This is a genomic window from Roseburia sp. OF03-24, from assembly GCF_003463035.1.
Taxonomy (GTDB): domain Bacteria; phylum Bacillota; class Clostridia; order Lachnospirales; family Lachnospiraceae; genus Roseburia; species Roseburia rectibacter.
Window position 1 is genome coordinate 17,522 of record NZ_QSCK01000026.1, and the last position, 23,125, is coordinate 40,646.

23 protein-coding genes are annotated in these 23,125 nt (G+C 39.9%); 2 read left to right on the top strand and 21 right to left on the bottom strand.

The window, feature by feature from the left end:
* Nucleotides 1-52 precede the first annotated feature (52 nt).
* The 6 genes from DXA60_RS13330 to DXA60_RS13355 form a co-directional block, all read right to left on the bottom strand.
* Nucleotides 53-880, bottom strand: coding sequence for a flagellin N-terminal helical domain-containing protein (locus tag DXA60_RS13330; protein ID WP_006855745.1), 828 nt, complete (start codon nucleotides 878-880; stop codon nucleotides 53-55).
* Between the two features lie 125 nt (nucleotides 881-1,005).
* On the bottom strand, nucleotides 1,006-2,130 hold the full coding sequence (pseC, locus tag DXA60_RS13335) for a UDP-4-amino-4,6-dideoxy-N-acetyl-beta-L-altrosamine transaminase (protein ID WP_117921889.1): 1,125 nt from the start codon (nucleotides 2,128-2,130) through the stop codon (nucleotides 1,006-1,008).
* 23 nt (nucleotides 2,131-2,153) lie between these two features.
* Nucleotides 2,154-3,218, bottom strand: a complete 1,065-nt coding sequence (gene pseG / locus DXA60_RS13340) for a UDP-2,4-diacetamido-2,4,6-trideoxy-beta-L-altropyranose hydrolase (RefSeq protein ID WP_117921890.1) — start codon at nucleotides 3,216-3,218, stop codon at nucleotides 2,154-2,156.
* Nucleotides 3,215-4,249 (bottom strand): pseudaminic acid synthase, encoded by a 1,035-nt coding sequence (gene pseI / locus DXA60_RS13345; RefSeq protein WP_243006886.1) that lies wholly within the window; start codon nucleotides 4,247-4,249, stop codon nucleotides 3,215-3,217. The genes pseG and pseI overlap by 4 nt, the downstream gene beginning before the upstream one ends.
* Before the next feature lie 70 nt (nucleotides 4,250-4,319).
* A complete protein-coding gene (locus DXA60_RS13350) occupies nucleotides 4,320-5,216 on the bottom strand; it encodes a DUF1919 domain-containing protein (protein WP_117921892.1) in 897 nt (298 codons plus the stop codon).
* A 31-nt stretch (nucleotides 5,217-5,247) separates the two neighbouring features.
* Nucleotides 5,248-6,459, bottom strand: a complete 1,212-nt coding sequence (locus DXA60_RS13355; protein WP_243006887.1) for a glycosyltransferase family protein — start codon at nucleotides 6,457-6,459, stop codon at nucleotides 5,248-5,250.
* 112 nt (nucleotides 6,460-6,571) lie between these two features.
* Here DXA60_RS13355 and DXA60_RS13360 point away from each other — a divergent pair, with 112 nt between their 5' ends.
* Nucleotides 6,572-7,765: a hypothetical protein gene (locus DXA60_RS13360; RefSeq protein WP_117921894.1), complete on the top strand. Its 1,194-nt coding sequence runs from the start codon at nucleotides 6,572-6,574 to the stop codon at nucleotides 7,763-7,765.
* Here the strand turns inward: DXA60_RS13360 and DXA60_RS13365 are convergent.
* The 15 genes from DXA60_RS13365 to DXA60_RS13435 all read right to left on the bottom strand — a co-directional run bounded on the left by DXA60_RS13365 (nucleotide 7,760) and on the right by DXA60_RS13435 (nucleotide 21,847).
* The gene (locus tag DXA60_RS13365) at nucleotides 7,760-8,794 is read right to left on the bottom strand and encodes a GNAT family N-acetyltransferase (protein WP_117921895.1); all 1,035 of its coding nucleotides are present in this window, start codon (nucleotides 8,792-8,794) and stop codon (nucleotides 7,760-7,762) included. The genes DXA60_RS13360 and DXA60_RS13365 overlap by 6 nt on opposite strands.
* Nucleotides 8,781-9,755, bottom strand: a complete 975-nt coding sequence (locus DXA60_RS13370) for an NTP transferase domain-containing protein (protein ID WP_243006888.1) — start codon at nucleotides 9,753-9,755, stop codon at nucleotides 8,781-8,783. Before DXA60_RS13370 ends, DXA60_RS13365 begins: the two co-directional genes overlap by 14 nt.
* Before the next feature lie 22 nt (nucleotides 9,756-9,777).
* Nucleotides 9,778-10,530 (bottom strand): aspartate/glutamate racemase family protein, encoded by a 753-nt coding sequence (locus tag DXA60_RS13375; RefSeq protein WP_147345396.1) that lies wholly within the window; start codon nucleotides 10,528-10,530, stop codon nucleotides 9,778-9,780.
* 5 nt (nucleotides 10,531-10,535) lie between these two features.
* On the bottom strand, nucleotides 10,536-11,273 hold the full coding sequence (locus DXA60_RS13380; protein WP_117921897.1) for a class I SAM-dependent methyltransferase: 738 nt from the start codon (nucleotides 11,271-11,273) through the stop codon (nucleotides 10,536-10,538).
* A gap of 84 nt (nucleotides 11,274-11,357) precedes the next feature.
* Complete coding sequence (locus DXA60_RS13385; RefSeq protein ID WP_117921898.1) at nucleotides 11,358-12,125, bottom strand: class I SAM-dependent methyltransferase; 768 nt, start codon at nucleotides 12,123-12,125, stop codon at nucleotides 11,358-11,360.
* A 16-nt stretch (nucleotides 12,126-12,141) separates the two neighbouring features.
* Nucleotides 12,142-13,185 (bottom strand): glycosyltransferase, encoded by a 1,044-nt coding sequence (locus DXA60_RS13390; protein WP_006857345.1) that lies wholly within the window; start codon nucleotides 13,183-13,185, stop codon nucleotides 12,142-12,144.
* Between the two features lie 11 nt (nucleotides 13,186-13,196).
* Nucleotides 13,197-14,294, bottom strand: coding sequence for a DegT/DnrJ/EryC1/StrS family aminotransferase (locus tag DXA60_RS13395; RefSeq protein ID WP_117921899.1), 1,098 nt, complete (start codon nucleotides 14,292-14,294; stop codon nucleotides 13,197-13,199).
* 1 nt (nucleotide 14,295) lies between these two features.
* Nucleotides 14,296-14,700, bottom strand: a complete 405-nt coding sequence (locus DXA60_RS13400; protein WP_117921900.1) for a sugar 3,4-ketoisomerase — start codon at nucleotides 14,698-14,700, stop codon at nucleotides 14,296-14,298.
* 30 nt (nucleotides 14,701-14,730) lie between these two features.
* Nucleotides 14,731-15,582: a methyltransferase domain-containing protein gene (locus tag DXA60_RS13405; RefSeq protein WP_147345397.1), complete on the bottom strand. Its 852-nt coding sequence runs from the start codon at nucleotides 15,580-15,582 to the stop codon at nucleotides 14,731-14,733.
* A 4-nt stretch (nucleotides 15,583-15,586) separates the two neighbouring features.
* Entirely contained in the window at nucleotides 15,587-17,014 is a 1,428-nt protein-coding gene (locus tag DXA60_RS13410) for a CDP-glycerol glycerophosphotransferase family protein (protein WP_117921902.1), read from the bottom strand.
* Between the two features lie 35 nt (nucleotides 17,015-17,049).
* Nucleotides 17,050-18,213 carry a CgeB family protein gene (locus DXA60_RS13415; RefSeq protein ID WP_243006889.1) on the bottom strand — a complete coding sequence of 388 codons (1,164 nt, stop codon included), beginning with the start codon at nucleotides 18,211-18,213 and terminating at the stop codon, nucleotides 17,050-17,052.
* A gap of 1 nt (nucleotide 18,214) precedes the next feature.
* The gene (gene pseF, locus DXA60_RS13420; protein WP_199536230.1) at nucleotides 18,215-18,910 is read right to left on the bottom strand and encodes a pseudaminic acid cytidylyltransferase; all 696 of its coding nucleotides are present in this window, start codon (nucleotides 18,908-18,910) and stop codon (nucleotides 18,215-18,217) included.
* A gap of 86 nt (nucleotides 18,911-18,996) precedes the next feature.
* Nucleotides 18,997-19,359 (bottom strand): molecular chaperone, encoded by a 363-nt coding sequence (locus tag DXA60_RS13425; RefSeq protein ID WP_117921904.1) that lies wholly within the window; start codon nucleotides 19,357-19,359, stop codon nucleotides 18,997-18,999.
* 117 nt (nucleotides 19,360-19,476) lie between these two features.
* A complete protein-coding gene (locus tag DXA60_RS13430; protein WP_243006890.1) occupies nucleotides 19,477-20,217 on the bottom strand; it encodes a class I SAM-dependent methyltransferase in 741 nt (246 codons plus the stop codon).
* A gap of 10 nt (nucleotides 20,218-20,227) precedes the next feature.
* Nucleotides 20,228-21,847 (bottom strand): glycosyltransferase family protein, encoded by a 1,620-nt coding sequence (locus DXA60_RS13435; protein ID WP_117921922.1) that lies wholly within the window; start codon nucleotides 21,845-21,847, stop codon nucleotides 20,228-20,230.
* A 174-nt stretch (nucleotides 21,848-22,021) separates the two neighbouring features.
* Between DXA60_RS13435 and DXA60_RS13440 the strand changes: the two genes are divergently transcribed.
* Nucleotides 22,022-23,125: a radical SAM protein gene (locus DXA60_RS13440; protein WP_117921906.1), complete on the top strand. Its 1,104-nt coding sequence runs from the start codon at nucleotides 22,022-22,024 to the stop codon at nucleotides 23,123-23,125.

Here is a 23,125-nt window from a genome sequence, read left to right on the forward strand (position 1 = left end):
TCTTATCAAAAATAAAAAAGAGACCAGCTTCTACTAATCTCTTTCTATTTCACTATTTTAACATTTCCAACACATATTTTGCATCATCATTGTACTGTGCTAAAATACTCTGAGATGCCTGTACTAAAATACGGTTTGTAGAATATTGTACCATCTCCATATTCATGTTGGTATCGCGTCTACTTGATTCTGCCCTCTGTGTACTTTCTGATGTATTATCCGTTCCACGCAATGCGTGTTCTAACCGCTCCTGTTGTGCCCCAAATGTATCTCTAAACGAAGCTGCCTTTTCAATTGCATTCTGTACCACTGCTATAGATTCTGTCGCTTTTGCATGCGATGATACATCAACCTTGTCCACACCCAAGCTCTCTTTGCTCGCATTAACAAACTTAATCTCTATTCCCTGTCCCGCAAGACTTCCTGTCTGTATCATATAGTATCCTGGTCTTGCCTGCGGAGTTCCATCCGCTAATATATACTGCTGATTAAAATTCGTCGTATATGCAATACGATCCACTTCCTGATTTAACTGATCGATTTCATCCTGAATTGCACGACGATCCGCATCCGTATTGATATCATTAGCTGCCTGTGTTGTCAGATCCGTCATTCGATCCAACACTTCCTGTGTCTCCTGTAATGCTGCATCTGCTGTCTGCAGCATACTAATTCCATCTTGCGAATTTCTGGATGCTTTGTTAAGACCTCTGGTCTGATGACGCATGGTTTCTGATATCTGTAATCCTGCTGCATCATCATTTGCTCCAAGCAATTTATAACCTGTTGCCAGCTTTTTTGAAGACTTCTCCATGTTCTTCACATTACATCGTAACTGTCTACTCTCACAGATCAATGCCATATTATGATTAACTACCATGTTATCCTACCTCTTCCCTGAGAATTTATGCTATACTACTATAAATTATATCGAACATTTTCACCGGTTTCTTTAGAAAATTAACATATCATTTTTATCTTATTTTAAATTTATATTTCTTTCCTCTATTCTTCAACCACCTGTTTTACCACCTTGATCACTTCCTCCTGCTGTTCCTCCGTAAGTCGTGGAAAGACAGGCAGGCTGATGATATGTGAATACACTTCTTCTGCTACCGGACAATGCACTCCTTTATATCCATGTTCCTGATAATATGGATGTTCATATACCGGAATATAATGTACATTGACACCAATTCCTCTTTCTCTGAGTTTTTCAAAAACTTCTTTCCTGTCTCGATTTTTTACCTGGATGATATAAAGATGCCACCCGCTGTTAGTATCCGGCATCTGATAAGGTGTCACGATATTCCGGCAATTTGCAAAGGCTTCATTGTAACGTGCTACGATGGTCCTTCTTCTTGCCAGAAAATAATCTAATTTTTTCATCTGGCTGCAGCCTAATGCACATTGTATATCTGTCATGCGATAATTATAACCAAGATCTAACTGCTGATAAAACCACGGTCCCTCATTACGTGTCATCAGACTGGTGTCTCTCGTAATACCATGGCTGCGGAATAAGACAAGTTTTTTATACAATTCTTCACTATTGGTAACGATCATGCCGCCCTCACCGGTTGTAATCGGTTTTACCGGATGAAAACTAAATGTCGTCATATCTGAAAGACCACCAATCTTTTTCCCTTTGTATTCAGAACCAAGTGCATGAGCCGCATCTTCGATCACTATCAGATTATGTTCTTTCGCAATTTCATGAATGGCATCCATATCGCATGGCTGACCTGCCAGATGCACCGGTATAATCGCCTTTGTCCGTGGTGTAATCTTGCGTTTGATATCCTCCGGATCAATATTGTATGTTTTAGGATCAATATCTGCAAAAACAGGTGTTCCACCGCAGTAGAACACACAGTTTGAAGATGCTGCAAATGTGATCGGAGTAGTAATGACTTCATCACCCTCTCCGATTTCTGCTGCATGACATGCCGCATGAAGTGCTGCAGTATCATTGGAAATAGCGACCGCATACTTTGCCCCCACATAATCTGCCACTGCCTTCTCAAACTCAGCAATCTTCGGACCTGTTGTCAGATAATCCGACTTTAACACATCCACAACTGCCTGAATATCATCCTCTTCAATTGTCTGTCTTCCATATGGTATCATAATAATTATCACCCTTTCATCATCTATTTATGTATATCGTCACATTCGTTCAAATTTCCACAGATCAGAAAATCAGCAATCCGTTCTGCGCCTCTTCCATCTACAAGTGCCTCCATACAGGCGGCCTGCCTTTTTCGCAGCTTTTCCTGTCCCGCCAGTTCTGTAAGTCGCATGCAGATAATTCTTTCTATGTTTTCTTCTTCCCTTGCATCCCCCACATAGCACACAGCTCCGTAATTATCCATACTGGCTGCAAATTCCATCTGGTTATCTGCAAAAGAAAAACATATCGTCGGTATTCCGCAGGCACACAGTTCCAATAACGTTGTACCGCTTGCCGAAACCGCAAGTTCACAGGTGCGCATATAATCACTCATATTAGAAATATTTTTATGAATACAGATCCTCTTATTACTCTCTGAAAGCCTGCGCAATTCTGCTTCATGACTGTTCATATTTCCAACAATCACATGAAATCTGTACCCTTGAAATACATCCTTATCCAAACACTCCTGTAACAGCCTGCCGGCAATATTATAAGTATCAGTCCCCCCAGTTGTAATCAGAATGCTTTTTTCTCTCTGTTCCCCATGTGATTTTAAAAATTCTTTCCGCAGAGGTGCATATCTAAACCCACGCAAATAAACTGGCGTATTTTGCTTTGACTCTTCTTTATTCAATGAATTTTCCGCTCTGACCGGAATATATTGTAACACTGCTGCCACCGGATATATCTGCATTCTCATATCATCAATATAAAGTACCGGAATTCTGTCATTCAATTTTCCAAGATAATGTGGAGTTGCCTGATACGAGTCTGCTACCAGATATGTAACTTTTTTCCCCTGCCTGTCTAAATCATCAAGCTGTCTCTCTAAAAACGGAAGTTCTTTCTCAAGATCATCCCATTGGCTTCCTAAGATCCGGTAAGAAAATCCTGCCTGCCTGAGCCGTTCGGTCTCTTTGTCTTCTGCAAGCCAGAATTCACATTCCACGCCTTTTTCCCGACAAGCATCTGCGATTGTCATACAGCGCATCAGATGTCCCGTCGCTACCGTCTCATTAGCATCTGCTCGAAATATGATCATCTCTGCTCCACTTCCAGCTGCCCAATTGGTTCCCCAAAACGGTATGCCTTCTTCGCCGGTTTGCCAAGCAATTCTTTATAATATTTCGGCTTGATTCCGATTGCCGGTCGAATACTTCTTACATTCTCTTCCGTAAACAACTCTCCTTCTGCAATCGGTTTTACTGCTACAAGTGAGCGTCTGTATTTTAAACTGCCCTTCTCATGCTCGTTCAGTTCGTAAGTCGGTCTACCCTTGATAAGGCAGGCATTGCGGACCTCCTGTACCATATGGGCAAAATCTTTCATTTCCATTGAAAACGCTGCATCCGGATTCTCAATCTCATGACTTAAGCACACATGTTTTTCAATTACCTGTGCACCAAGAGAAACTGCCACCACGTCTGCAAGGGAACCCATGGAATGATCAGACAGACCAACCGGTACGCCAAACCTTTCCTTCATATCCGGAATTACAGACACATTCATATCCTCATACTGTGCAGGGTACTGGCTGCAACATTTTAACAATACGACTTGTTCATTTCCCTGTCGCCTGCATGCTGCAAGTGCTTCCGCAATCTCTTCTTCCGATGCCATACCACAGGACATGATCATCGGTTTTCCCTTGCCCGCCGTATATTCAATCAACGGAATATCTACCAGTTCAAACGAGGCAATCTTATAAAATTCAATTCCAATCCCCTCCAGGAAATCTACCGCAGTGCGGTCAAACGGTGTGGACAGGAAATCTACACCTACTTCTTCGCATTTATCCTTTAACTGCTGCTGCCATTCCCACGGAGTATAAGCTTCCTGATATAGCTGATAGTAATTATATCCGTCCCATAACCCGCCCTTGATCCGGTATGGTTCGTCGTCACAGTCAATCGTGAGCGTGTCCGCTGTATAAGTCTGGATCTTTACACAATCAGCACCAGCTTTTGCAGCCTCCTCAATAATCTTAAATGCATTTTCAATCTTTCCGGCATGGTTTGCAGACATCTCCGCAATAACATAAACGCCGGATTTCATTTTTTCATATAAATTCATAGCCGCTCCTTTATGCATTTATTCACTTTTCTGAATATAATATCGGCATTTTTTTCAAATCATTCACTGCTTACATTTTTTCACTAACCCTCAAGAAATCTCTTTCTCCATTTAACAACTTCAGAATATTATAAAATGCCTGCTGTCCTGTTGCCAACCTATTTACACTCTCATAAAATACACCCGAATAGTTTGCATTGATTTTCTTTAAACTTATCGCTGATGTAAGCTTTGTTTCAAACGGAACGAAGACCACTTTTTGTTTAAACGGCAACCTATCAAATCGTTCTGCCAGTTCTTCACTATCCGTCTGCATTTCAACAAACAACCTTTTCTCATTCATCCGTTGTTTTCTTTCATACCATTTTTGTTCTGCCTCTTCAAAAGATTTATAGTGATTGAAATGAAGCTCTATGTCACCAAGTAATGCCACTGGATATTCTCTTTTTAAATTTGACTCATACTCATTTTTATAATATTTTACTTTTTCATTCATATAAACATCATAATTTTCTAACAGTCTGATGTAATCTGCTTGTGGAATAAACATATTAATAAATGGGGACAAAAATTCTGCTTTCAGCGAATGATAAGTAAAACCACCCCAACAATGATTTGATATGATGCTTACCTTTCTGTTAACAAACTGCACATATTCTTCCATATCAAACATTGGCAACGAAAATACCATTATCGAAAAAATTCTGTCCGTTTCTATTCCGATACTTACCAATAATGCCTTCATTTGTGCAAAATTCTGTTCCTGACCTGCAATCAGCAGATAATCCCACTCCTGTTGCAAAATATTTTCGATGGTAGTCACTGGATACCCGTCTACATACTCCGCATAGATATCCTGCATTCCGATTCCAATAACTTTTATCTTTCCAAGCAATTCCTGAATTCTTATATGATTTAACGCACTCTCGTATGTTGCACCTGCATAAATAATTGCAATCTTATACATTTTTTCTCTCCTCGAACATTGTATATTTTCTTCACTGCTTTACAGAAACCCGCTTACTGTATGCAAATGGCAGCTTCTTTCCTTTTACCCTGTCATAGGATGCCTGCAGTTTCTGTGCACCATCATTATCTCCCGCTGCTTCACACCATGGGATGACTTTTCGAAGCACTGTCGCCTTATCATAGCTTCCGTGCAAAATCATTAAAAGAAGTGTCTCCGCAGAAATTCTTCCTTCCACCACTGCATCCTTTAACTCTGAATAAGCCGCACTCTCCATTTCGCACTCTACCCGGCGTAAAAGAAATCTTACGGTTATGTATTTCTGGCAGGCTGCCTCATAGCCACCTGTCTTATCAAAAAAGTGTTCTTTTATACCACACTCCTGCTCTTTTTCATAGATTTCACACATTACACCATACAGTTCTAACGCAGAATTTTTCATCTGGTTTTTGTGATACAACTCTATGATTTTTCCAGCATCTTCCCAATTCCCCACATCAATTAGTCTGCGCACCTCATCTGCCAGCGCCTCGCTTAGATTCTCCCATTCCTCCTCATAGACGAATGAAAATCCATCCTCCTCCGTAAAAAAATCCGGATACGTTTCAAGTGCAATTTTTCGATTCTCATCATAATGATTCAACTTTGCAAAACTACTGTCGTGAATCACCCACGGTGTCTTCTGATAAGGAACCAAGATATGATATCCTGCTTTGCGCATCTCAAAGGACTGCGATACATCATAAAAATCAAAGTTCACAAACAAATCTTCCCGCCATGCCACATCATACTGTGTCGCGATCAAAAGTCCGTCCACCGCATCCACCGGACAGTCTGCCTGCTGTGCCGGGTCGCAGATGAGCTGATATGCAAAATCCGGCTCCCTGCAATCCACAGTGCCCTCGTTCCACGCAAGGTAGGCAACTCCGGTTTTTGGCATCCCGCATCCGCCAACCATTCCAATCATGCCGACATCCGGTGCACTGCGAAACCGCTCTAACAGATAAAAAATAAACTTCGGTTCTTTGATAAACACATCATGGTGCAGATATACTTTATATTTCGCGTCACTGCTCTGCATCCCGGCATTGTATCCTGCACACATCGATGGTGCATCCTCAATGCCGATGACATCCCGCTCGAATCCTTCCGGCAAAAGCAGCCTGTTTATGTAGTAGCAGCACTCATTAAAATATAATTGATTGTTCGTGCATATGATAAATGCGATTTTATTTTCATTCATGTATTCTTCTCCAGGTATGTCCACATAAAATTGTTTCTTGCCATTTTCTCTCTCTTATAATATCCTTAATCATATATCTGTAACTTTTTAATGGCAGGGGGACAGTTTATCTATGGAAAAACTAATTATTTTTTACCAATCCTTTTATGAAAACTTATTAAAAGAGTCTATTTGCGATGATATCGAAATTCTCGCATGGATCCCCTGTGATACAATACCTGCTGTCACAGACTATATCCAGACTCATTTTTCACTTTTTCAGACAACTAATCTGACCATCTGTCTCATGACTTCAAAATTTCAGATACAAGCTGTCATCCGGCAGTTTTTATCCATTTTAGGTATTGATTCTTCGCAGATATTGGACATTTACCAGCTCTATCTACACAAACTTCCGATTAAACAATATCAACAGATTATCAGGAGTTGTACTGCCCCTCTGGATGGCATGATTTTCGGCATTTCACACGGTCAAGCAGGTATTCTCGAAGACTTACTGCCAGGCAATGCCCTAAATTTTTGTTCCAGTTCGCAGGATATTTATTTTAACACCAAAATTTTATCTGCTCTTGCTGAAGAATCATATAACGCTATCTGTCATACAAAGTATATCATTTTCGATATGTTTGACTATACCTATTTCAATTTTGGCACTATTTTAACGAACGAATGTCAAAATTATCTCACTGCAAATGGTTTCTTCTGTGAAAATCGCCACGACTATTACCACTCGCAAAGTGTTGACGACATCAATCACTGCCTGACAGAGATTTTTGCACTCCGTTCTGATACTTCTGCGTTCCAGCGCTTTCTGACTCTTTTTCCACAGATACACTGCCCGGATGTTCAGGAATACCACAATGAATACCGAAAGCTGATGCGCCCTGACACCACACTTCACCAAGATGCAATTGCTGCATATTTATCTCCATCCACTCCCGTTTTTTCATCCATTCAACGGCATGTGTATGAACCAACCATCCAGTTTCAGATCTCAAATTTTGCAGAATTTCTCCACCTGGTATACTGCATCAATCCTAATATCAAGGTCATTGGTGTTCTGCTGCCAAAATATTATGTTGTGGAGGAAACAGAACATACTGTAAATCAGCTTTGGAAACCTTACTTTGAAAACATTGTCTCTTCATTTCAGGAAAACTACGCAAACTTTATGTTTTGCGATTTGAAAAATTTGACGGATATTTCGCATAATCCAGATTTCTATCAGGATTTGACTCATTTAAACTTTGAAGGTGCACGCCATCTGACAAACTATATTGTATCCGCCATCTCAGAACACTCATGAGGGTAACAGCCGCTTTTCAAATGATTTATTCAGACAGAATTCCGTTCCAAACCCCTCCTTAAACCTCGACAATCCAAAGTTTAAGTATCTTCCCTGATTCTCGGTACAGATTCCAAAGGTAAACAGTTCAAGCTGTTTTTCGACCGCACATTCTATCAGATGGTAAATTAGAAAATCCATCGGAAAAAGCTTCTGGTACTGTTCATCTGAGGACAGATACTGTGTGTGCATAATTCTGCCATCAAAAAGGAATACCATGCTTCCGGCAATCATTTTCTTCTCCAGAAAAACGCCATAGAACTCTATTTCCTGTACAAATCTGTTATATTTTAAGTCAATCAAATCCTCATAGGAATGTACACTTTTTAGCCCAAGTTTGTTCAGGTTTATTTGCAGGACATCATAAAATTGCATAATTTGCTCTTTTGTTTCAAGTTTTTCAAATATAAGATTGTTTTTTAATGCATATCTGTAATCACGCCTTTTCCCCGCTGAAAACTGTGAAAGAATATTTTCCCGATAGCGGTTAAGGTGCATATAATAATTCAACTCGGTATATTGTTCATACCCCTTCTGATATAGGAAATAATCCAACAAATCCGTATTTTCCCGTTCAAAAACCGCCGGCGTCATTTTCAGATAAATCTTATCGAATTGCTGCTCCCGCAAATAGTCTTCCATACAGTCCATAAGTTCGTTGATACTTGTAGCATTATATATCTGCTTTCCAATTACAATCCCACCAAACGTTGTTCCCTTATGTGAGAAAAACACTTTTTCCCCCTCTTCTATCCATTCGCACCCTAAAACACAGGCAGTCAACGTATTTCCCTTATAAATCATCAGAGAACAATCTTTAAATCTATCCTTTGGATGATAATTAATAAATTTTCTTGTCTGCAGAAATGTTCCATTCATGCTTTTCTTTTTTACAAAAGAATCCCAGTTTTCTTCCTGTTCTTCTGTATAACATTTTATTGAAAATTTCGTAGAAAAAACATTTTTATAATTTTCTTTAACAGAATCCATTTTTCACCCACTTTTGTGCCACTTCGTAATCATTTTGCGTGTCAATCTCCCGTGTTCTTAACAACATAAAAGGTATCGGAAGATGCGGTTCTATTAATTGAAAAACATGCCCCGACCCGTCACGCAATCTTTCACTCTTTACCTGTGCTACTCCATTCCACTCATAATTTCCATTATTTTTTTCAAAAGCACGAACATATTCCGTACCTTCCTGCATATAAGTCTGAAGCATCCAAGGATCATCTGACTCTGTCACAACGCCCCCCACAAACTCGCCCTGACATGCCAATATTTTTTTCATATCTTCAGGATGGACAATCAAATCTCCATCCAACGACAGCACATATTCATTTGCATATTTTGCTGCAAGCGCAACACTTGCACCTGTTCCAGTATTCTGATACTCATGATTAAATACAAATGTCACATCACTTCTACACTTTAACACTGCTTCTATCATAGAAGATGCCTGATATCCTACTACAATACGAACATCTTTTTCTTCCTGTAGTTGTTCTAGATGTCTCACAATCAACGTTTTTCCATCCACCTCCAATAATGCCTTCGTTGTTCCCAATCCAAGGCGGTTACCCATTCCAGCACAACTTATTATCACAGTCCTTGATAATATCATTTTTTCTTCCTGCAATAATCGTTCCAGAAATTCTACCAATTTTTTTTCTTCATAAATTGCATAATCGACAGTTGAAAGTATCTCAGGCATAACTTCTTTTATTCCGCCATATCCAATTCTAATATCTGCCTTTTCCATCATTGCAATGTCAGATTCAGAATTGCCGATTGCAACAACCATTTTTTTCCAATTTTCGTCTATGCAATCTTGCTTAAAATAACAGTGTTGCGCATTATCGTTGATAAACTCCAATATACTAGAATTTTTTTTGCTGTTTTTATCTTGCACTATTGCATCCAGATTAAATAAAAATACACACTCTCTCATACCCTTTCTCCTACTGTTCGTTTTACCGTAAGTCTCTCTTTAAGTTAATAATTACTTCCTCTAATGGGTCATAAAAAAAATATGGCTCTAATTCTTTCTTTCTAATATTTTTTATATAATCTACGAGAACCGGAAATTCCGTGCATCCAAGAACTATATGATGGCAATCGTATTTTTTCAAAAAACTCAGGAACTGCGCCACTGTGTCCTCCTCTAGTGAATGCCTTTTTACTGCTTCAATAAAACAACGAATCTGTCCATACTCATCTTCTTCCGGCACAATACATTTCACGCCATATTCTTTCAATCTTTTCTTATAAAGTTCTTTTTTCAGTGCCCCTTCTGCAGCAATTACAAAACATTCTGTAATCCCTTCCTTTTGTAACCGTTCTCCCAGACAATCAATGATATCTACAATATGTTCCCTTGCTTCTGGAAGCAGTTCGTATACTTGTTCAAGGAAATAATGAGCTGTACCACATACCAAAACAATTTTGTCCACTTCATTTGAAAGCATCAATCTGACAGAATCTGCAATATCCTTTACTATCTCATCCACACATTCATCATATAGCAATGCTCTCGTTCGACTCGGCATCGTAAAATTATTATCCATAATTACATGTGGATAGTCTCGTTCATTTCCAGTTGAAAAACATTCTAAAAGTCTCTTGTAAAAATCTAGTCCGGCATAAGCCCCAAAGCCACCAATAATTCCAATTTTTTCAGAATACATGTCTTTTCCCCCCGTATCTTTCAAATATTTTTCTTTCAAGCACGCTATCGTTGCAGAATAAAATAATATTGTGTTGTTTCCGTACGATTGTTCAAACCCTGTTCCTGAAATAAAAAACCTTCCTGCTCAATCTGAAAACCTTTCTGAAATAATTCTTCCTCAAAGAAATGAACCAGTTCGTCTCTTGTCCGATAAATTGCATTATAATTATCATTTAAATCTTCTGAGAAAAAATCTTTTAGCGTAAGACGCTCCCCCACTCCAATTGGCTCCCGGATGCATATTCTTGTTTGCTCCATACATTGATGCTCCAACTGTTCAAGGAAAATCCCCATGTCTTCATCATTTATGTACATTAATATTCCCATCAACAGTACCGTATTATAATTTTTCTTTTTATTTTTTGCCAAAACCTTTTCTATTTCTGTCACTTCGCTTTCGTAGAAGAAATAATTTGATTTCTCGGTTCTGCTTTTCGCAATTTTTATCAAATCACTGCTAAAATCCAGTCCACAATATTCTTCTATTTTCTCCGAAATCGCATCTCCCCATCTTCCAATTCCACATCCAACGTCCAATATTCTGGATTGTTCACTCAGTTCCAGCAAGGGCTTTAATTTCTGCACTTCCTTTTTATTTCGTTCCCTTACCAGCTTTTCATTATGATCCTGATACATCGTTACTGCATATGGATTATCTGTTTTAAAGTTACCAGCCCTGTTTTTAAAAAATTCTTTTGTCTCATTATAATCAATATTTTCTATTTTCTCTTTTACCCGCATAACCTACGTACTATCTCCCGTTCTCATCTTTCTTTTAATTTTTCCAAAAATATATTTTGAAGTACATTGACAATCTATGCACACTTATCTTATCCGATAATTTATATATATTTCAGAACCATACTCAGGAAAATACTTCACCATTTTATCTAGTCCATCTATCAACGTTTCCGTAAGAATTCCCAGTTCAATACACTGCATCATCTGTTTGTGTGAAAATGGCTTCAAAAAATAACTCCCCATATCCAGTATTTCTATAGCTCCTTCTTCCGCAGATTCCAGAATTGTCTGCTTTAAACTTTCCATCTGAAATACCGTTGTCTGCTGGAATTTCTTGTTGCGCTCAGATGCTTCACATGGATTCTTGATCAAACCCATTTCTACCGCCCAAAGTCTATGGACAGAATCTGCATTAGCTACATTTACATGAATAACCGTATGACAATTTTTACATAATCTCTTTATCGACTTAAGAAAATCTACCGGCTCCTCGATTTCATTCAGCAAACCGCTGACAATAATAAAATCAAATGTCTGATGTTCCAGCATCTTTACTGCCTTCTCAAGAGTACTGCAAATGACAGTAACTCTCCCATTTTTATCAAGCTCATTTTTTGCCTTTTCTGCAAATTTAGGACTCGGTTCCACAACCACAGCCTTTTTAAATTCTGTTATATAATTTACATACGAATCCAATCCACAGCCGACTTCCAAAATCGTGTCATGTTGATAGCGTTTTAGTTCTTCCAACACTTTTTTCCTGCGGTAAACCACCTGATACTCCGTTTCAAACCGATTTGCCGGATCATCCATGCAGTCATAGTCACTTGTATATTTTTGTATATCCCCCATCAAACTTACTTCCTTGTTACTTCTGATTGTTGTAATAAGTTTCTCTCCATTTTACAGCCAGTTCCCTGTACGTCATCATATCATGAACACTGCCCTTTTCCCCTTCATATTTCCAGAAATCCTCTCTTGAAAATCCATATTTTTGTTCAAGAACATCCAATATGCCGTCTTCCCTGATACATTCATGGTAAAACAAAATTGCCGCATCCTGAAAAACCGATGAGTTAAAGCATGCCAATATTAAAAATTTTTTGCATACGATATCCTCATTTTCCAGTGACATATCCCCTTCCAATTCTCTTGAAAAGGAACGATTAAAAAAATCTCCATCTGTATTCCTGAAAACATCAAAAAGAATATAAGACATTTCTGTATCCAGCCGTACCATATTATCCACTGTGGCTGCACTAATATTCCCAACTTTATCCTGAGGATGCCACATATAATATGTCAGTTTTTCCGGCATAACATAAATAGTTTCATTGGGCAGCATCCTAAGCCACAATTCCAGATCCTGTAACTGTCTGTATTGAAATCGATAGCCACCATATTTCTGAAACACTTCTGTCCGGAACATGACGGACGGATTGTTAAATTTATTGCCCTCAACAATCAGTTCACGAAACCATTCATGCATTTCCCTGTTCTGAACATTAAATATCTTTTCTAGCCGCTCTTTCTCATTTAAATCCGGAGTTAAAACTTCACACCATGAAAACACCGCTCCAATACTTCCATGACTTTCAAGAAAATCAACCTGTTTTTTTATTTTATCCAACGTCCATCGATCATCTGATGCAAGTTCTGCTACATACTTTCCCTGTATTTCTTTTTCCGCTATTTCATACAGGCGAAATGCCGTATTCTTTTCTGTTGTTAAAGCAGTCACTCTCTCATCTTCACAGGATTGAAGAATTTCCAATGTATCATCTTGCGAGCCATCATCCACCACAATAACCTGTAAATTTTTATAAGATTGATTTAAAACACTGTTCAGACATTCTGAAATATACGCTCCCTGATTATAGCTGCTTATCAATACTGTTACTAATGGTTCCATACTTCCTCCGTTTATCTCCAGCGGTTCAATGTGTCAATTACATACTTAATCTGTTCTCCGGTCATTCCATAATACATCGGTATACTAAGCTCTGTTGCTGCAATCTCTTCCGCAAGCGGATAACTTCCCTCCAGCAGTCCAAGATTCTCGTATGCCTTCTGTCTGTGTATCGCAGTTGGATAATGAATGGTTGTCCCAATCCCATTCTCGTTCAGATATGTTTCCAGCCTGTCCCGCTCCTTTGTACGAACCGCAAAAATATGCCATACGTGGGAATTGTACGGCATTTCGACTGGCAGAATCAGCTTTTCATTTTTTATTTCCGTTAAATATTTCTGTGCAGTCTTCCGGCGGTTTTCATTCCATCGATCCAGATTTTTTAATTTTATAGAAAGTACTGCAGCCTGTATCTCATCCAGTCGAGAATTATTTCCCTGATAGATATGATGATACTTATAGTCCGATCCATAATTTGCCAGTGCACGTACTTTATCCGCAAGCTCTTTGTCAGATGTCACAACAGCACCACCATCCCCAAATGCACCAAGATTTTTCCCCGGATAGAAACTAAAACCTGCAGCATCCGCAAGATTTCCAATTCTTTTATTTTTATATAGGGCACCATGTGCCTGCGCTGCGTCCTCAATCACCTTCAGCCCATGCTTTTTTGCGATTGCATTAATTGCATCCATATCGGCTGCCTGCCCATATAACTGCACAGCAATGATTGCCTTTGTATATGGTGTAACTGCCTTTTCTATCCGTGCCGGATTTAACGTATAACTTTCCATATCCGGTTCCACAAAAACAGGATATGCCCCAGCATATGTCACTGCAAGTGCCGTTGCAATAAACGTGTGTGATGGTACAATTACCTCATCACCTGCACCAATTCCATATGCCTTTAATACCAGAAAAAGAGCATCAAGTCCATTTCCACATCCAATACAATATTTTGTGCCACAATATGCCGCAAATTCCTGTTCAAACTGCGTTACCCGCTCGCCACGAATAAACCAGCCAGATTCATATACCGAGAGGAGTGCATTTTTCAGTTCTGCATCTACTTCCCGGTGCATCGGTTCAAATGATACAAATGGAATTTTCATCTTATTTCTCTACCCCGACCATCCGCAGGAATTCATTGTAATCTCTGATATAGTCTTCTTCCTTATAGTATTCTGATGCCAGCACCATTAGGACTGCATCCTCAGAAAAGTCATACATTTCACGCCACATGTTATTTGCAATATACAAACCTTCATATGGTTTTTCCAGCGAGACAATCTTCTTTTCCGTTCCGTTATCCAACAGTACCTTACAGGAACCATGGATACAGATTAAAATTTGTTCCAGCGACTTATGTGCATGAAACCCTCTATGTACATCTTTTTTCGTATCATACATATAGTAAACACGTTTAATTTCAAACGGAATATCTTTATATTCTTCCAGTGCGACCAGCATTCCCCTGTCATCACCATGCTGCTGAAACGCATATTTTATTACCTGCATAAAATTTCCTACCTTCTTGTGACATCTTAATCATACTTTCTTTAATATTGCACCATAATTTACATATTCAATTCCATCCGTAACTTCTTCTTTTAATGCAATTTCTGATTCGATTTCAAAACCGCATCTTACAAATAACTCTCTGTAGCACTCCACATTTCTGTAAACTGCCTGATATCCACTGATAAAATTATATAAAAAAATCTCTCTGTAATCAGTTTTAGTAAGACTATCTCTGACAATTAATCTTGCCCCTGGTTTTAAAACTTCATATACATTCCGTATAATATGTTCCGCCTCTTCCTCATTATTTATACAAGTCAGCAATCCTAACATCATGAAATTATCATATTGCCGATCAAATTTTAATGTTATAGCATCTGCCTGCACAAATTCTATATTATTAATATTCAACTTTTCAGCTTTATCTTTTGCAAAATCTATCATACTCTTTGAATAATCAAATGCATATACTTGTTTTGCTTTCTTTGCTATCAGGAAACTCCATTGCCCACTTGCACAGGCCAAATCTCCTACAATCTGTGTTTCATCGATATAAGGTAAATACATCTCCTCTAACCATTTCTTTATTTGTTCATCAAGGAAACCATTTACACCATTCTTTACAGTCCAATTCTTTTGTTTTGTCCACCACGCAGTCATACTGTCATTCTGATATATTGTTTTTACCTTCTTAATCAATTCTTCTGAGTCCGTCAAAAATCCTCCATCTTCAGAAATAATTCCACCCTTCTCCATAAAATCCAAATACCATAGATCTTTATAGATCTGGCAATCTTTTTTTGCATCACCACTTAGTGTATTCTGTAATTCCTGCCTTACTATCCTGTAAGCTTCTAATTGTTCCACCGTCTTTTTCATTCTGTCATTTTTCCTTTGTGCCAAACGTGTTCTCTATTTCACAATATATACTTTGTGCTGCATTTGCGTTTTTATAATTCATATTTTTATAATCAAGGTTTTCAAGAAAAAATTTTTTTCTCTTCTCGAACTGTTCGTCGTTTTCATTCAAAACTACTTTTTGAATGAATTCGTCTATTGCCGCAAAATCATTTCCCTCTGCCTGATATAACTGTTCCACTACCAGTTTCCCGAACTCATTAAAGCGCTGTTCTTTTCTCTTCAAAAATAACATCGGGTGACTCGTATACATGTACTCAGCTAAAAAAGATATGCTATCCAATATCATTGCATCTGACTTACACATCAAATCCTGATACATTCCATCATTCACATAAGCTGCATTCTCCAAATCTTCCCATTGTTTTATATAATCTTCCCATTCGCTATCATCCTTGAATATTCCAGCCAACACCGCTTTCGTTTTCAACGTCGGATGTGGTTTAAACACCCACACTATATCTTTTTGATATTTACGTGCAAAATCCAACATCTTTTTCCCATTCTGCGCAAAAGTCGAAAAGCACACAGGTTCTTTGTCTTTATCAAGTGTATGATGTGGTGCATAAATCACACATTTTGCATTTGGATTTCCAATCTTTTCTTTCAATTCGTCCCAAATTGTACAATTTTCACGCTCTCCATAAAAACTATCCATTTTGGGATATCCAAGATAAACGGTATTTCTGTTTCCTACAAAAGAATACCTGCCTGCCAATTCTACTGCAATTTTATTTTCTTCAAAAATTTTCCAAGCAATATTATGTATTAGCTGGTTATACTGTGCCTCAATAAACCTTCCGTCTTCACTTCCTGCTATCATAAAACCATATGGGATATACGCATGAATGGTATCCAGTGAATAATATAACAAATGAAAATGTTCTTTAAAACCGTCTGCCCAAGGTGTCAGCCAAATGCACAGCTGCGGTTTCATCCCTATCTCATCCCATGTGTATAAATGCTCTGTCCCCACATCAAAGGTCTGTTTTACCCGCAATCCACGTTTTTGAAAGAAACTTACGGTCTCACAATAATCCCTTTTTAAAGGGTTCCCCCTGCCATTTAAATATGTTGCCATCACAAAAATATACGGTTCAAACTTTTCTGATTTTTCTAACAGCCAGTATAGTTCATCTCCGATCCAGTCCTGAGACGATGACGTAATAAAACCAACAATTATTTTTTCCTGTTTTCGAAGTCTTTCAATATTCATCTGTTCCAGATAGGATTTAATTTCCCAAAAGGTTTCTCTGCCATGTTCCATATATTTTGTCATGTTCATGACCGCATCCAGATGCCAATATCGAAATTTTGCTATCGTCGTCTCGTTTATAAATCCGTTTTCAATAGATTCCAATAATTGTCTGGCCAACTGTTCTGAAAGTTCCATTCTTTTCCTCTTCTTAAAATTTGTTTCATAAAATTTTAGTTTTTGGGATACATTTTTTCAAGTCGTTCCCGAAACGTAAAGTCCCTCTTCACGCGCTCAAATCCCGCAAGTGCAATTTGTTTTCTCTCGTCCTCATGTTCGAGATAATATTTTGCCTTATAAAACAAGTCCTCTATATTCTCATATACGACTAACTCTTCTCCGACGTTAAAATACTCAAAAAGTTCTTCCTGATAATTAGAGAGCACAAATCCGCCGCAGCCAAGCACGTCAATGACACGAAGCGGTATTCCGGTACGGATGGTCTTGAGCGAGATATTCAGGTTGATTTTGCTTTGGGAAAACGCAAGCGGCATCTGGGAATAATAGTCCGCATATCCACGGTATCGCACTTTTTCCAACCGCTTATCCACATCCGTTGAGTACAAATCCACCGGATAATGTGCAGATAAAAGTGCTAATGCCATATAACGTTCCCGCCCGGTCGTCTCACAAGCAAGCATAAATTCAAGCTCTCTTCTGCCCATCGAGAAACCGTCCGTTGCCACATTTGCATAATCGGCATTCATCTGTGCCAACAGTTCATCCGTAATTAATTCCGGTATCAGATAACCGCCGTACACTTTGCCCTGTGCATTTACGATTCCTTCCAGATACCCCTTTGTATAGCCCTGCAACGGTGCCGTAAAATATGCATACTCTGTCTGGTAAAGTTTTCCAACTAAAGAGATATCCGTCCGATATTCTTCTTTTTCCCGTTTCGATGCATTAATACGAAAGACCTCCGTATCCACCGCAAGCGGCAGATGCATCGCATTGACTCCATTTTTGTGGTGTTCCTCTGCCTGTCCCCTGTCAAAAAAGAAAATCCGGTTGCAGGAATTCTTAAGGCTCTCCAGATTTCGAATGTGAAGTGGCGAATCATATACCCATGCCGTATATACGATTCCAAGTTCCTCACACAACATCGAAATCAATGGCGAAAAATTGACCGACAGCACGTCCGTATAAGTTCCCGCCTTTAAATAAGCTCGAAACTGCTCTAAAAAAGCATCATCCTTTTCCCAGTCGTTAAACTGATAAAAAAATGTATCATACGGGATTTCCAGTTCCTTCAACCCCCGCTCGATTCCCTTATTCATAAAAGAATGCCACTCAAAAAATAATAGTTTCATAACTGAAACCTTATGATCTGCCACCTTATTCCCCTTTCATCATCCGGTATTTCATTTCTGCCAATTTCCAATCTGTCTCGTTATCAATGTCCTGCACTTCCAGTTCCGATACGATATATGGAATGATTCCGGTGTCAATCTGTCCTCTGACGTTTCTGTATTTCTCTACATCATAGCAGTAAAACTGTCCACAGTCATGGTACATCGTCTCTAGATCCTGCGAACGGCTGTTGCGGTACTGCGGGTAGCAGAACTCAAGAAATTCACCTTTTTTTACAACACCGCGCTGCGGTGGAAACGAAAATGCCACAACAGGCATCAGCATCGTCCCCTGCTTCTCCTGTAACAGTGACATTCCGGCCTTTAACTTCTGTGCTGTTACAAACGGTGCTGTTGGATAGATGCACGCCGCATGGTCAAACTTCTCTCCACGCTTTTCGTATTCCTCGAACACCTCCATCAGTACATCCGCTGTTGTTGCAAAATCTCCCGCTGTGCGCTCGCTCCGCAAAAAAGGCACTTCCGCACCATATTTTTTTGCAATCTGCGCTATTTCTTCATCATCGGTCGACACCATGACCGTATCAAAGCATCCTGCTTCAAGTGCCGCCTCAATCGAATATGCCATAATCGGCTTTCCACAAAAGTCCTTGATATTCTTACGCGGAATCCGCTTGCTTCCCCCACGCGCAGTGATAATTGCCAGGCTTTTCTGATTCATATTTGCTCCTCCGTCCTGTTCCAAAGCTTTTTATAAGCAAAAAACTGTCACATTAGTATATGCGCTAACATGACAGTTTCAAATTTCTATTTTACTACTTTCGCAGCAATCTCTCCCAGCTTTTCAAACACCGGAATCACATTCTGGAACTCCGCTGCCATTGCCGCATCATCCTTTGCCTTAATTGCCTCTGCCAATTCGGAAACTGCCTTGTTAAATGCTTCTTTATCAAGGCGTTCCTCTCCGTCATTGATCACTTCCAAGGTTCCATTTACCACCTGAATTTCCCAGTTGATAGCATCTACAATGGATTTTAAAAATTTATCGGTATCATCCAGACGCTTGCCGGATAATTCCTTCACAATAATATTCATATTCTTTACAAGACGTTCATTGAACTCCAAAAGCACCTCCAGTGCCTCAATCTGCTCTTTTCTGTTATCTTCCATGATTCTTCCCTGCCAACAATAGCAATGCCATTTGGCGTTCCTTTCTCTTTACATTTTAAATATTATATCGGCATAAAGTGACATTTTCCTTAGTTTAATCCCCAAAGACGTTGCTATTTATTCGCAATCCCCAATTGTTACCAGAAGATACCCCTGTCCACAGATATCCTCCATCCCAAGCTGTCTGCTTTCTAGTAGCCACAGCTGCAATGCTTTTCTTAAATAATGCTCCTCCGGCAGAAATGCAAGTGCGTGCTCTGCGCCAATCGTATACTCTCTCACATTGTGGATCCCAGCCTGCTCAAACTCGCTGCCAAGACTGTACTGCGGTAATTCTAACCCATATGACCAGACGCCCTGCTGCTCCATCATTGCCTTCCCAGTGCGATATGCGATGCTTGCCGCATTCGGAATCATGGAAATCATGTGTTTCGTATAATGGCTCCAGTTTTTTAACAAATCAATTCTCTCATCTGTATGGAAATGCTCCAGAAGTCCGCACTGATAAATATAGTCAAATTCTTTTTCCTCAAACGGAAGCGGCTTTGTCGCATCCGTACAGACCACATTCATTCCAAGATTCAGGTGGCTGTTTATCACATTAACCAATTCTACACATTCTTTGGAGAAGTCAAGCGCTGTCACCTTTCTTCCATGCCTTTGCAGATATGCGGCACTTTGACCTGAACCACAGCCAACCTCACACATCTTGTCTCCCTCGGCAGAAATTTTTAATAACTCCTCAGTCCAGCAGAACACCTGCTCCGTCAGTATTCCATTAATAACCTGCTCTGCCTGCTCTTTATTATAAAGTTCTCCCCATTGTTCCTCGTCCAAGCGCTTTTCATATTTTTCCATCGTATTTATATTACCTCCCATTTTTATTCAGTGTCTCAAGCAATTCTAAAAATTCTTTTGCCCGAACATCCCAGGTATGAAACTGCTTTGTCTTCTCTCTTCCGCTCTCTGCAATCCGTACCCTTTCCGCCTCATCGGAAAGCAGTCGTTTTATCCGCTCTGGTAGTGTCTCCCGCTCCGCAAGTCCAAAACTTACCAAATCTTTTCCATTTTCATATCTTCCTTCCAAATATCTGGTATCGTCCGTCACAAGCACCGCCCCTGCCAGCATAATATTTGCCATCCGCTCGGTAAACCCGGCTTTATGCCACGACATAATGTTTAATGAAAGCTTCGACTGCTGCCAGATCAAAAGACTCTCCTCCACTGTGACATCCGGATGACAGATCAGATTCTCATACGCAGCCAGCGGGCTGTTCCTCCAGCTGTCACCAAACACATTCACCGTAAGTCCGCTGTCTAACAGAACCCGGAGCACCCGGTCTCTGTAATAGTGCATCACGCAGTAAATGACTCGGCGCAGTCCATATAAAATTTCCACGAACTCCTTTTTGTCCACGCTTCTGCCGTAAAATATAAGCGCTCTTTTCAGTGCTTCCTCCGATGACAAATCGGGATTTTTTCGCATCACAAGCAAAAACCGGTTTGCAAGGAAACGCTCCTTTCGCTCCATCTGGTGAATCAGTAATATTTCATTCCAGTAATTTCCATAAGTTCCCACGAATGTCAGATCATATTTTCTGGTGACCTCGTTCTTACACGTCGGCTCAATCCCGGCTGGTGGAAACAACACTGCATTTTTTCTGAAATAGTTCTGCACAAATGCCACATAGTCCGCATCATGTGTGAGTACATAAAAATCAGGATACTGATGTTCCAAATGTTTTTTCATCCACACCGGATGATCAAAAATGAAGTTAAATTTCGGCCCGTAAATTGTCTCGTGCAGATAATGAATCTCATCCTTCATCTTCACAGAAAACAGATAACTCTGTACGCCGATAACCGCCTTAAAGTGCCGGTTCCGGTACTGCAAAAGTTCCTCTAGCGGCTGGTTTGCCATATCATACCAGATAATCTGTGCTCCCGCTCTCCCCAGTGCCTCCCCGAACTGTTCTGCAAACACGGTCAGCACATTGTGACACACATCATCTCCCTTGTAAATCAACACTGGCTCTGTTGGCGCGTCAAGTTCATAAAACAATTCCGCATGCCCTATCATTGCCTCCAAAAAGGAAACCGCCTGCTCATAATGCCCATGGCTTTGTGCCTCCTCAAGCACAGATGCCACTGCCATTTCAAACACCTGATTTTCCTGTAATATCTGACTGTATTTTCCAATGATGTAACAATCTGTTTTCCAGCCGTCTGATGCCTCTTCTGCGGTGTCATCCGTCAAAAGTTCCATCCCCATGTCCCCGGACGACTCCTCTGTCAGATCAAATGACGTTCTCTGTGCAATCCGAAGTAAAAGCTCATACTTTTTTTTCGCCGGAAGCCGGTCATTTCTGCCACCCGCTAACTGGATCAGTTCTTTTGGGATCAGAATATCTCCCTCGCAGATCGTCTCATCTAACAAAAATTCCAAAAACGAAATTCCTTCTGCCACCTGTCTTAAAACCCGTTTCATAAATCTCTCCCTTACAACGTCCCATACTGTTTTTTTATCGGCTATATCATTTTTCTTCTTTAATGTTCTAAAATCCATTTACATTTCCGCTCTTTTCTCCGATATATACAGATATGCACTTTATACTTTGTATCACTGCATCATCGATATCTTATACTTTACAGGAGAATTTACATGAAACTGATTTTATTTGGAGATATTCCAAACTGGAATAGAAGCCTACAGTTACTTCAGACCTACCGGCCGGATATCTTTATCGCCGGACTTTCGAGCGTTTCCCTTGGGCAGTTTGCTTCCTCTTCCGTAACCTATACGCCAGAGGAAACCGCAACCCTCTACCGTTCACACCAGATTGACGGTGTCATTAACATTCAAGGGGAAAATCCCTACTATTTCCGTCTTTTAAAAGAACTTGGCATTGAAAATATCTATGTCATTCCACATACTCTTTACCAGAAACTCGAGCTTTCCGAATCCATTGACGGTGATGCCATTCTTTATCCTTATAAAGAAGTACTCCCAGAGCTGATGCAGCTTGAATTTCACCTTGCCGACCACTGCAACTTAAACTGCAAGGGATGCAGCCATTTTTCCAACCTCGTGCCACAGCCTGTCTTTCCGGATAAAGAACAGTTTGTGCGCGACCTTCAGCAGCTTACCGGCTATTTCTCGCAGATTCATGATTTTTATCTGCTCGGAGGCGAACCGTTATTAAACCCAGAAATCGGTGTCTACATCAACACTGTACGCAAAGCATTTCCCTATACGAATCTGATTATTGTCACAAACGGACTGCTTCTTCTCTCCTTAAAGAAAGAAGTCATTCAGATGATCAAAGAAAATCGTGTACACATCAGCATTTCAGACTATACCTGCCTTGACCGTGATAAAATTATTTCTTTTATCCAGGCACATGCCCTCTCCGCTGATCTGCGTGAAGGAAAAGAGTGTTTTTCCAAGTATTTAAATCCGCAGGGGGACTCCGATAAAGAACAGGTCTTTGCAAACTGTATCCGCAGAAACTGTACGTTTCTCGCAAAGGGTAAAATGGCGGCATGCTGCCAGCCTTTCGTTGTTCACTACTTTAACGACTATTTCCATGAAAACCTTCCAGAGGAAGAGGGCATCGACCTGTACGAACCCGGACTCACCGGCTGGGAAATCCAGAAACGTCTGATTACACCAATGGAATCCTGCCGCTACTGCAGTGCCGACGTCCCGTTTGATTGGGCAATGTCAAAGGCTCCTTACTCTAAAGATGACTGGTGTGTAAATTAA

What these genes read in the sequence shown, in the direction of transcription:
- pseI (WP_243006886.1), bottom strand. Translation starts at nt 4,249, where the DNA reads ATGAATTTATATGAAAAAATGAAATCCGGCGTTTATGTTATTGCGGAG.
- DXA60_RS13355 (WP_243006887.1), bottom strand. Translation starts at nt 6,459, where the DNA reads ATGAATGAAAATAAAATCGCATTTATCATATGCACGAACAATCAATTA.
- DXA60_RS13385 (WP_117921898.1), bottom strand. Translation starts at nt 12,125, where the DNA reads ATGGGGGATATACAAAAATATACAAGTGACTATGACTGCATGGATGAT.
- DXA60_RS13425 (WP_117921904.1), bottom strand. Translation starts at nt 19,359, where the DNA reads ATGGAAGATAACAGAAAAGAGCAGATTGAGGCACTGGAGGTGCTTTTG.
- DXA60_RS13380 (WP_117921897.1), bottom strand. Translation starts at nt 11,273, where the DNA reads ATGCGGGTAAAAGAGAAAATAGAAAATATTGATTATAATGAGACAAAA.
- DXA60_RS13350 (WP_117921892.1), bottom strand. Translation starts at nt 5,216, where the DNA reads ATGTATAAGATTGCAATTATTTATGCAGGTGCAACATACGAGAGTGCG.
- DXA60_RS13360 (WP_117921894.1), top strand. Translation starts at nt 6,572, where the DNA reads ATGGAAAAACTAATTATTTTTTACCAATCCTTTTATGAAAACTTATTA.
- DXA60_RS13410 (WP_117921902.1), bottom strand. Translation starts at nt 17,014, where the DNA reads ATGGAACTTTCAGAACAGTTGGCCAGACAATTATTGGAATCTATTGAA.
- DXA60_RS13390 (WP_006857345.1), bottom strand. Translation starts at nt 13,185, where the DNA reads ATGGAACCATTAGTAACAGTATTGATAAGCAGCTATAATCAGGGAGCG.
- DXA60_RS13430 (WP_243006890.1), bottom strand. Translation starts at nt 20,217, where the DNA reads ATGGAAAAATATGAAAAGCGCTTGGACGAGGAACAATGGGGAGAACTT.
- DXA60_RS13330 (WP_006855745.1), bottom strand. Translation starts at nt 880, where the DNA reads ATGGTAGTTAATCATAATATGGCATTGATCTGTGAGAGTAGACAGTTA.
- DXA60_RS13435 (WP_117921922.1), bottom strand. Translation starts at nt 21,847, where the DNA reads ATGAAACGGGTTTTAAGACAGGTGGCAGAAGGAATTTCGTTTTTGGAA.
- pseG (WP_117921890.1), bottom strand. Translation starts at nt 3,218, where the DNA reads ATGATCATATTTCGAGCAGATGCTAATGAGACGGTAGCGACGGGACAT.
- DXA60_RS13370 (WP_243006888.1), bottom strand. Translation starts at nt 9,755, where the DNA reads ATGAGAGAGTGTGTATTTTTATTTAATCTGGATGCAATAGTGCAAGAT.
- DXA60_RS13395 (WP_117921899.1), bottom strand. Translation starts at nt 14,294, where the DNA reads ATGAAAATTCCATTTGTATCATTTGAACCGATGCACCGGGAAGTAGAT.
- DXA60_RS13405 (WP_147345397.1), bottom strand. Translation starts at nt 15,582, where the DNA reads ATGAAAAAGACGGTGGAACAATTAGAAGCTTACAGGATAGTAAGGCAG.
- DXA60_RS13365 (WP_117921895.1), bottom strand. Translation starts at nt 8,794, where the DNA reads ATGGATTCTGTTAAAGAAAATTATAAAAATGTTTTTTCTACGAAATTT.
- DXA60_RS13400 (WP_117921900.1), bottom strand. Translation starts at nt 14,700, where the DNA reads ATGCAGGTAATAAAATATGCGTTTCAGCAGCATGGTGATGACAGGGGA.
- pseC (WP_117921889.1), bottom strand. Translation starts at nt 2,130, where the DNA reads ATGATACCATATGGAAGACAGACAATTGAAGAGGATGATATTCAGGCA.
- pseF (WP_199536230.1), bottom strand. Translation starts at nt 18,910, where the DNA reads ATGAATCAGAAAAGCCTGGCAATTATCACTGCGCGTGGGGGAAGCAAG.
- DXA60_RS13440 (WP_117921906.1), top strand. Translation starts at nt 22,022, where the DNA reads ATGAAACTGATTTTATTTGGAGATATTCCAAACTGGAATAGAAGCCTA.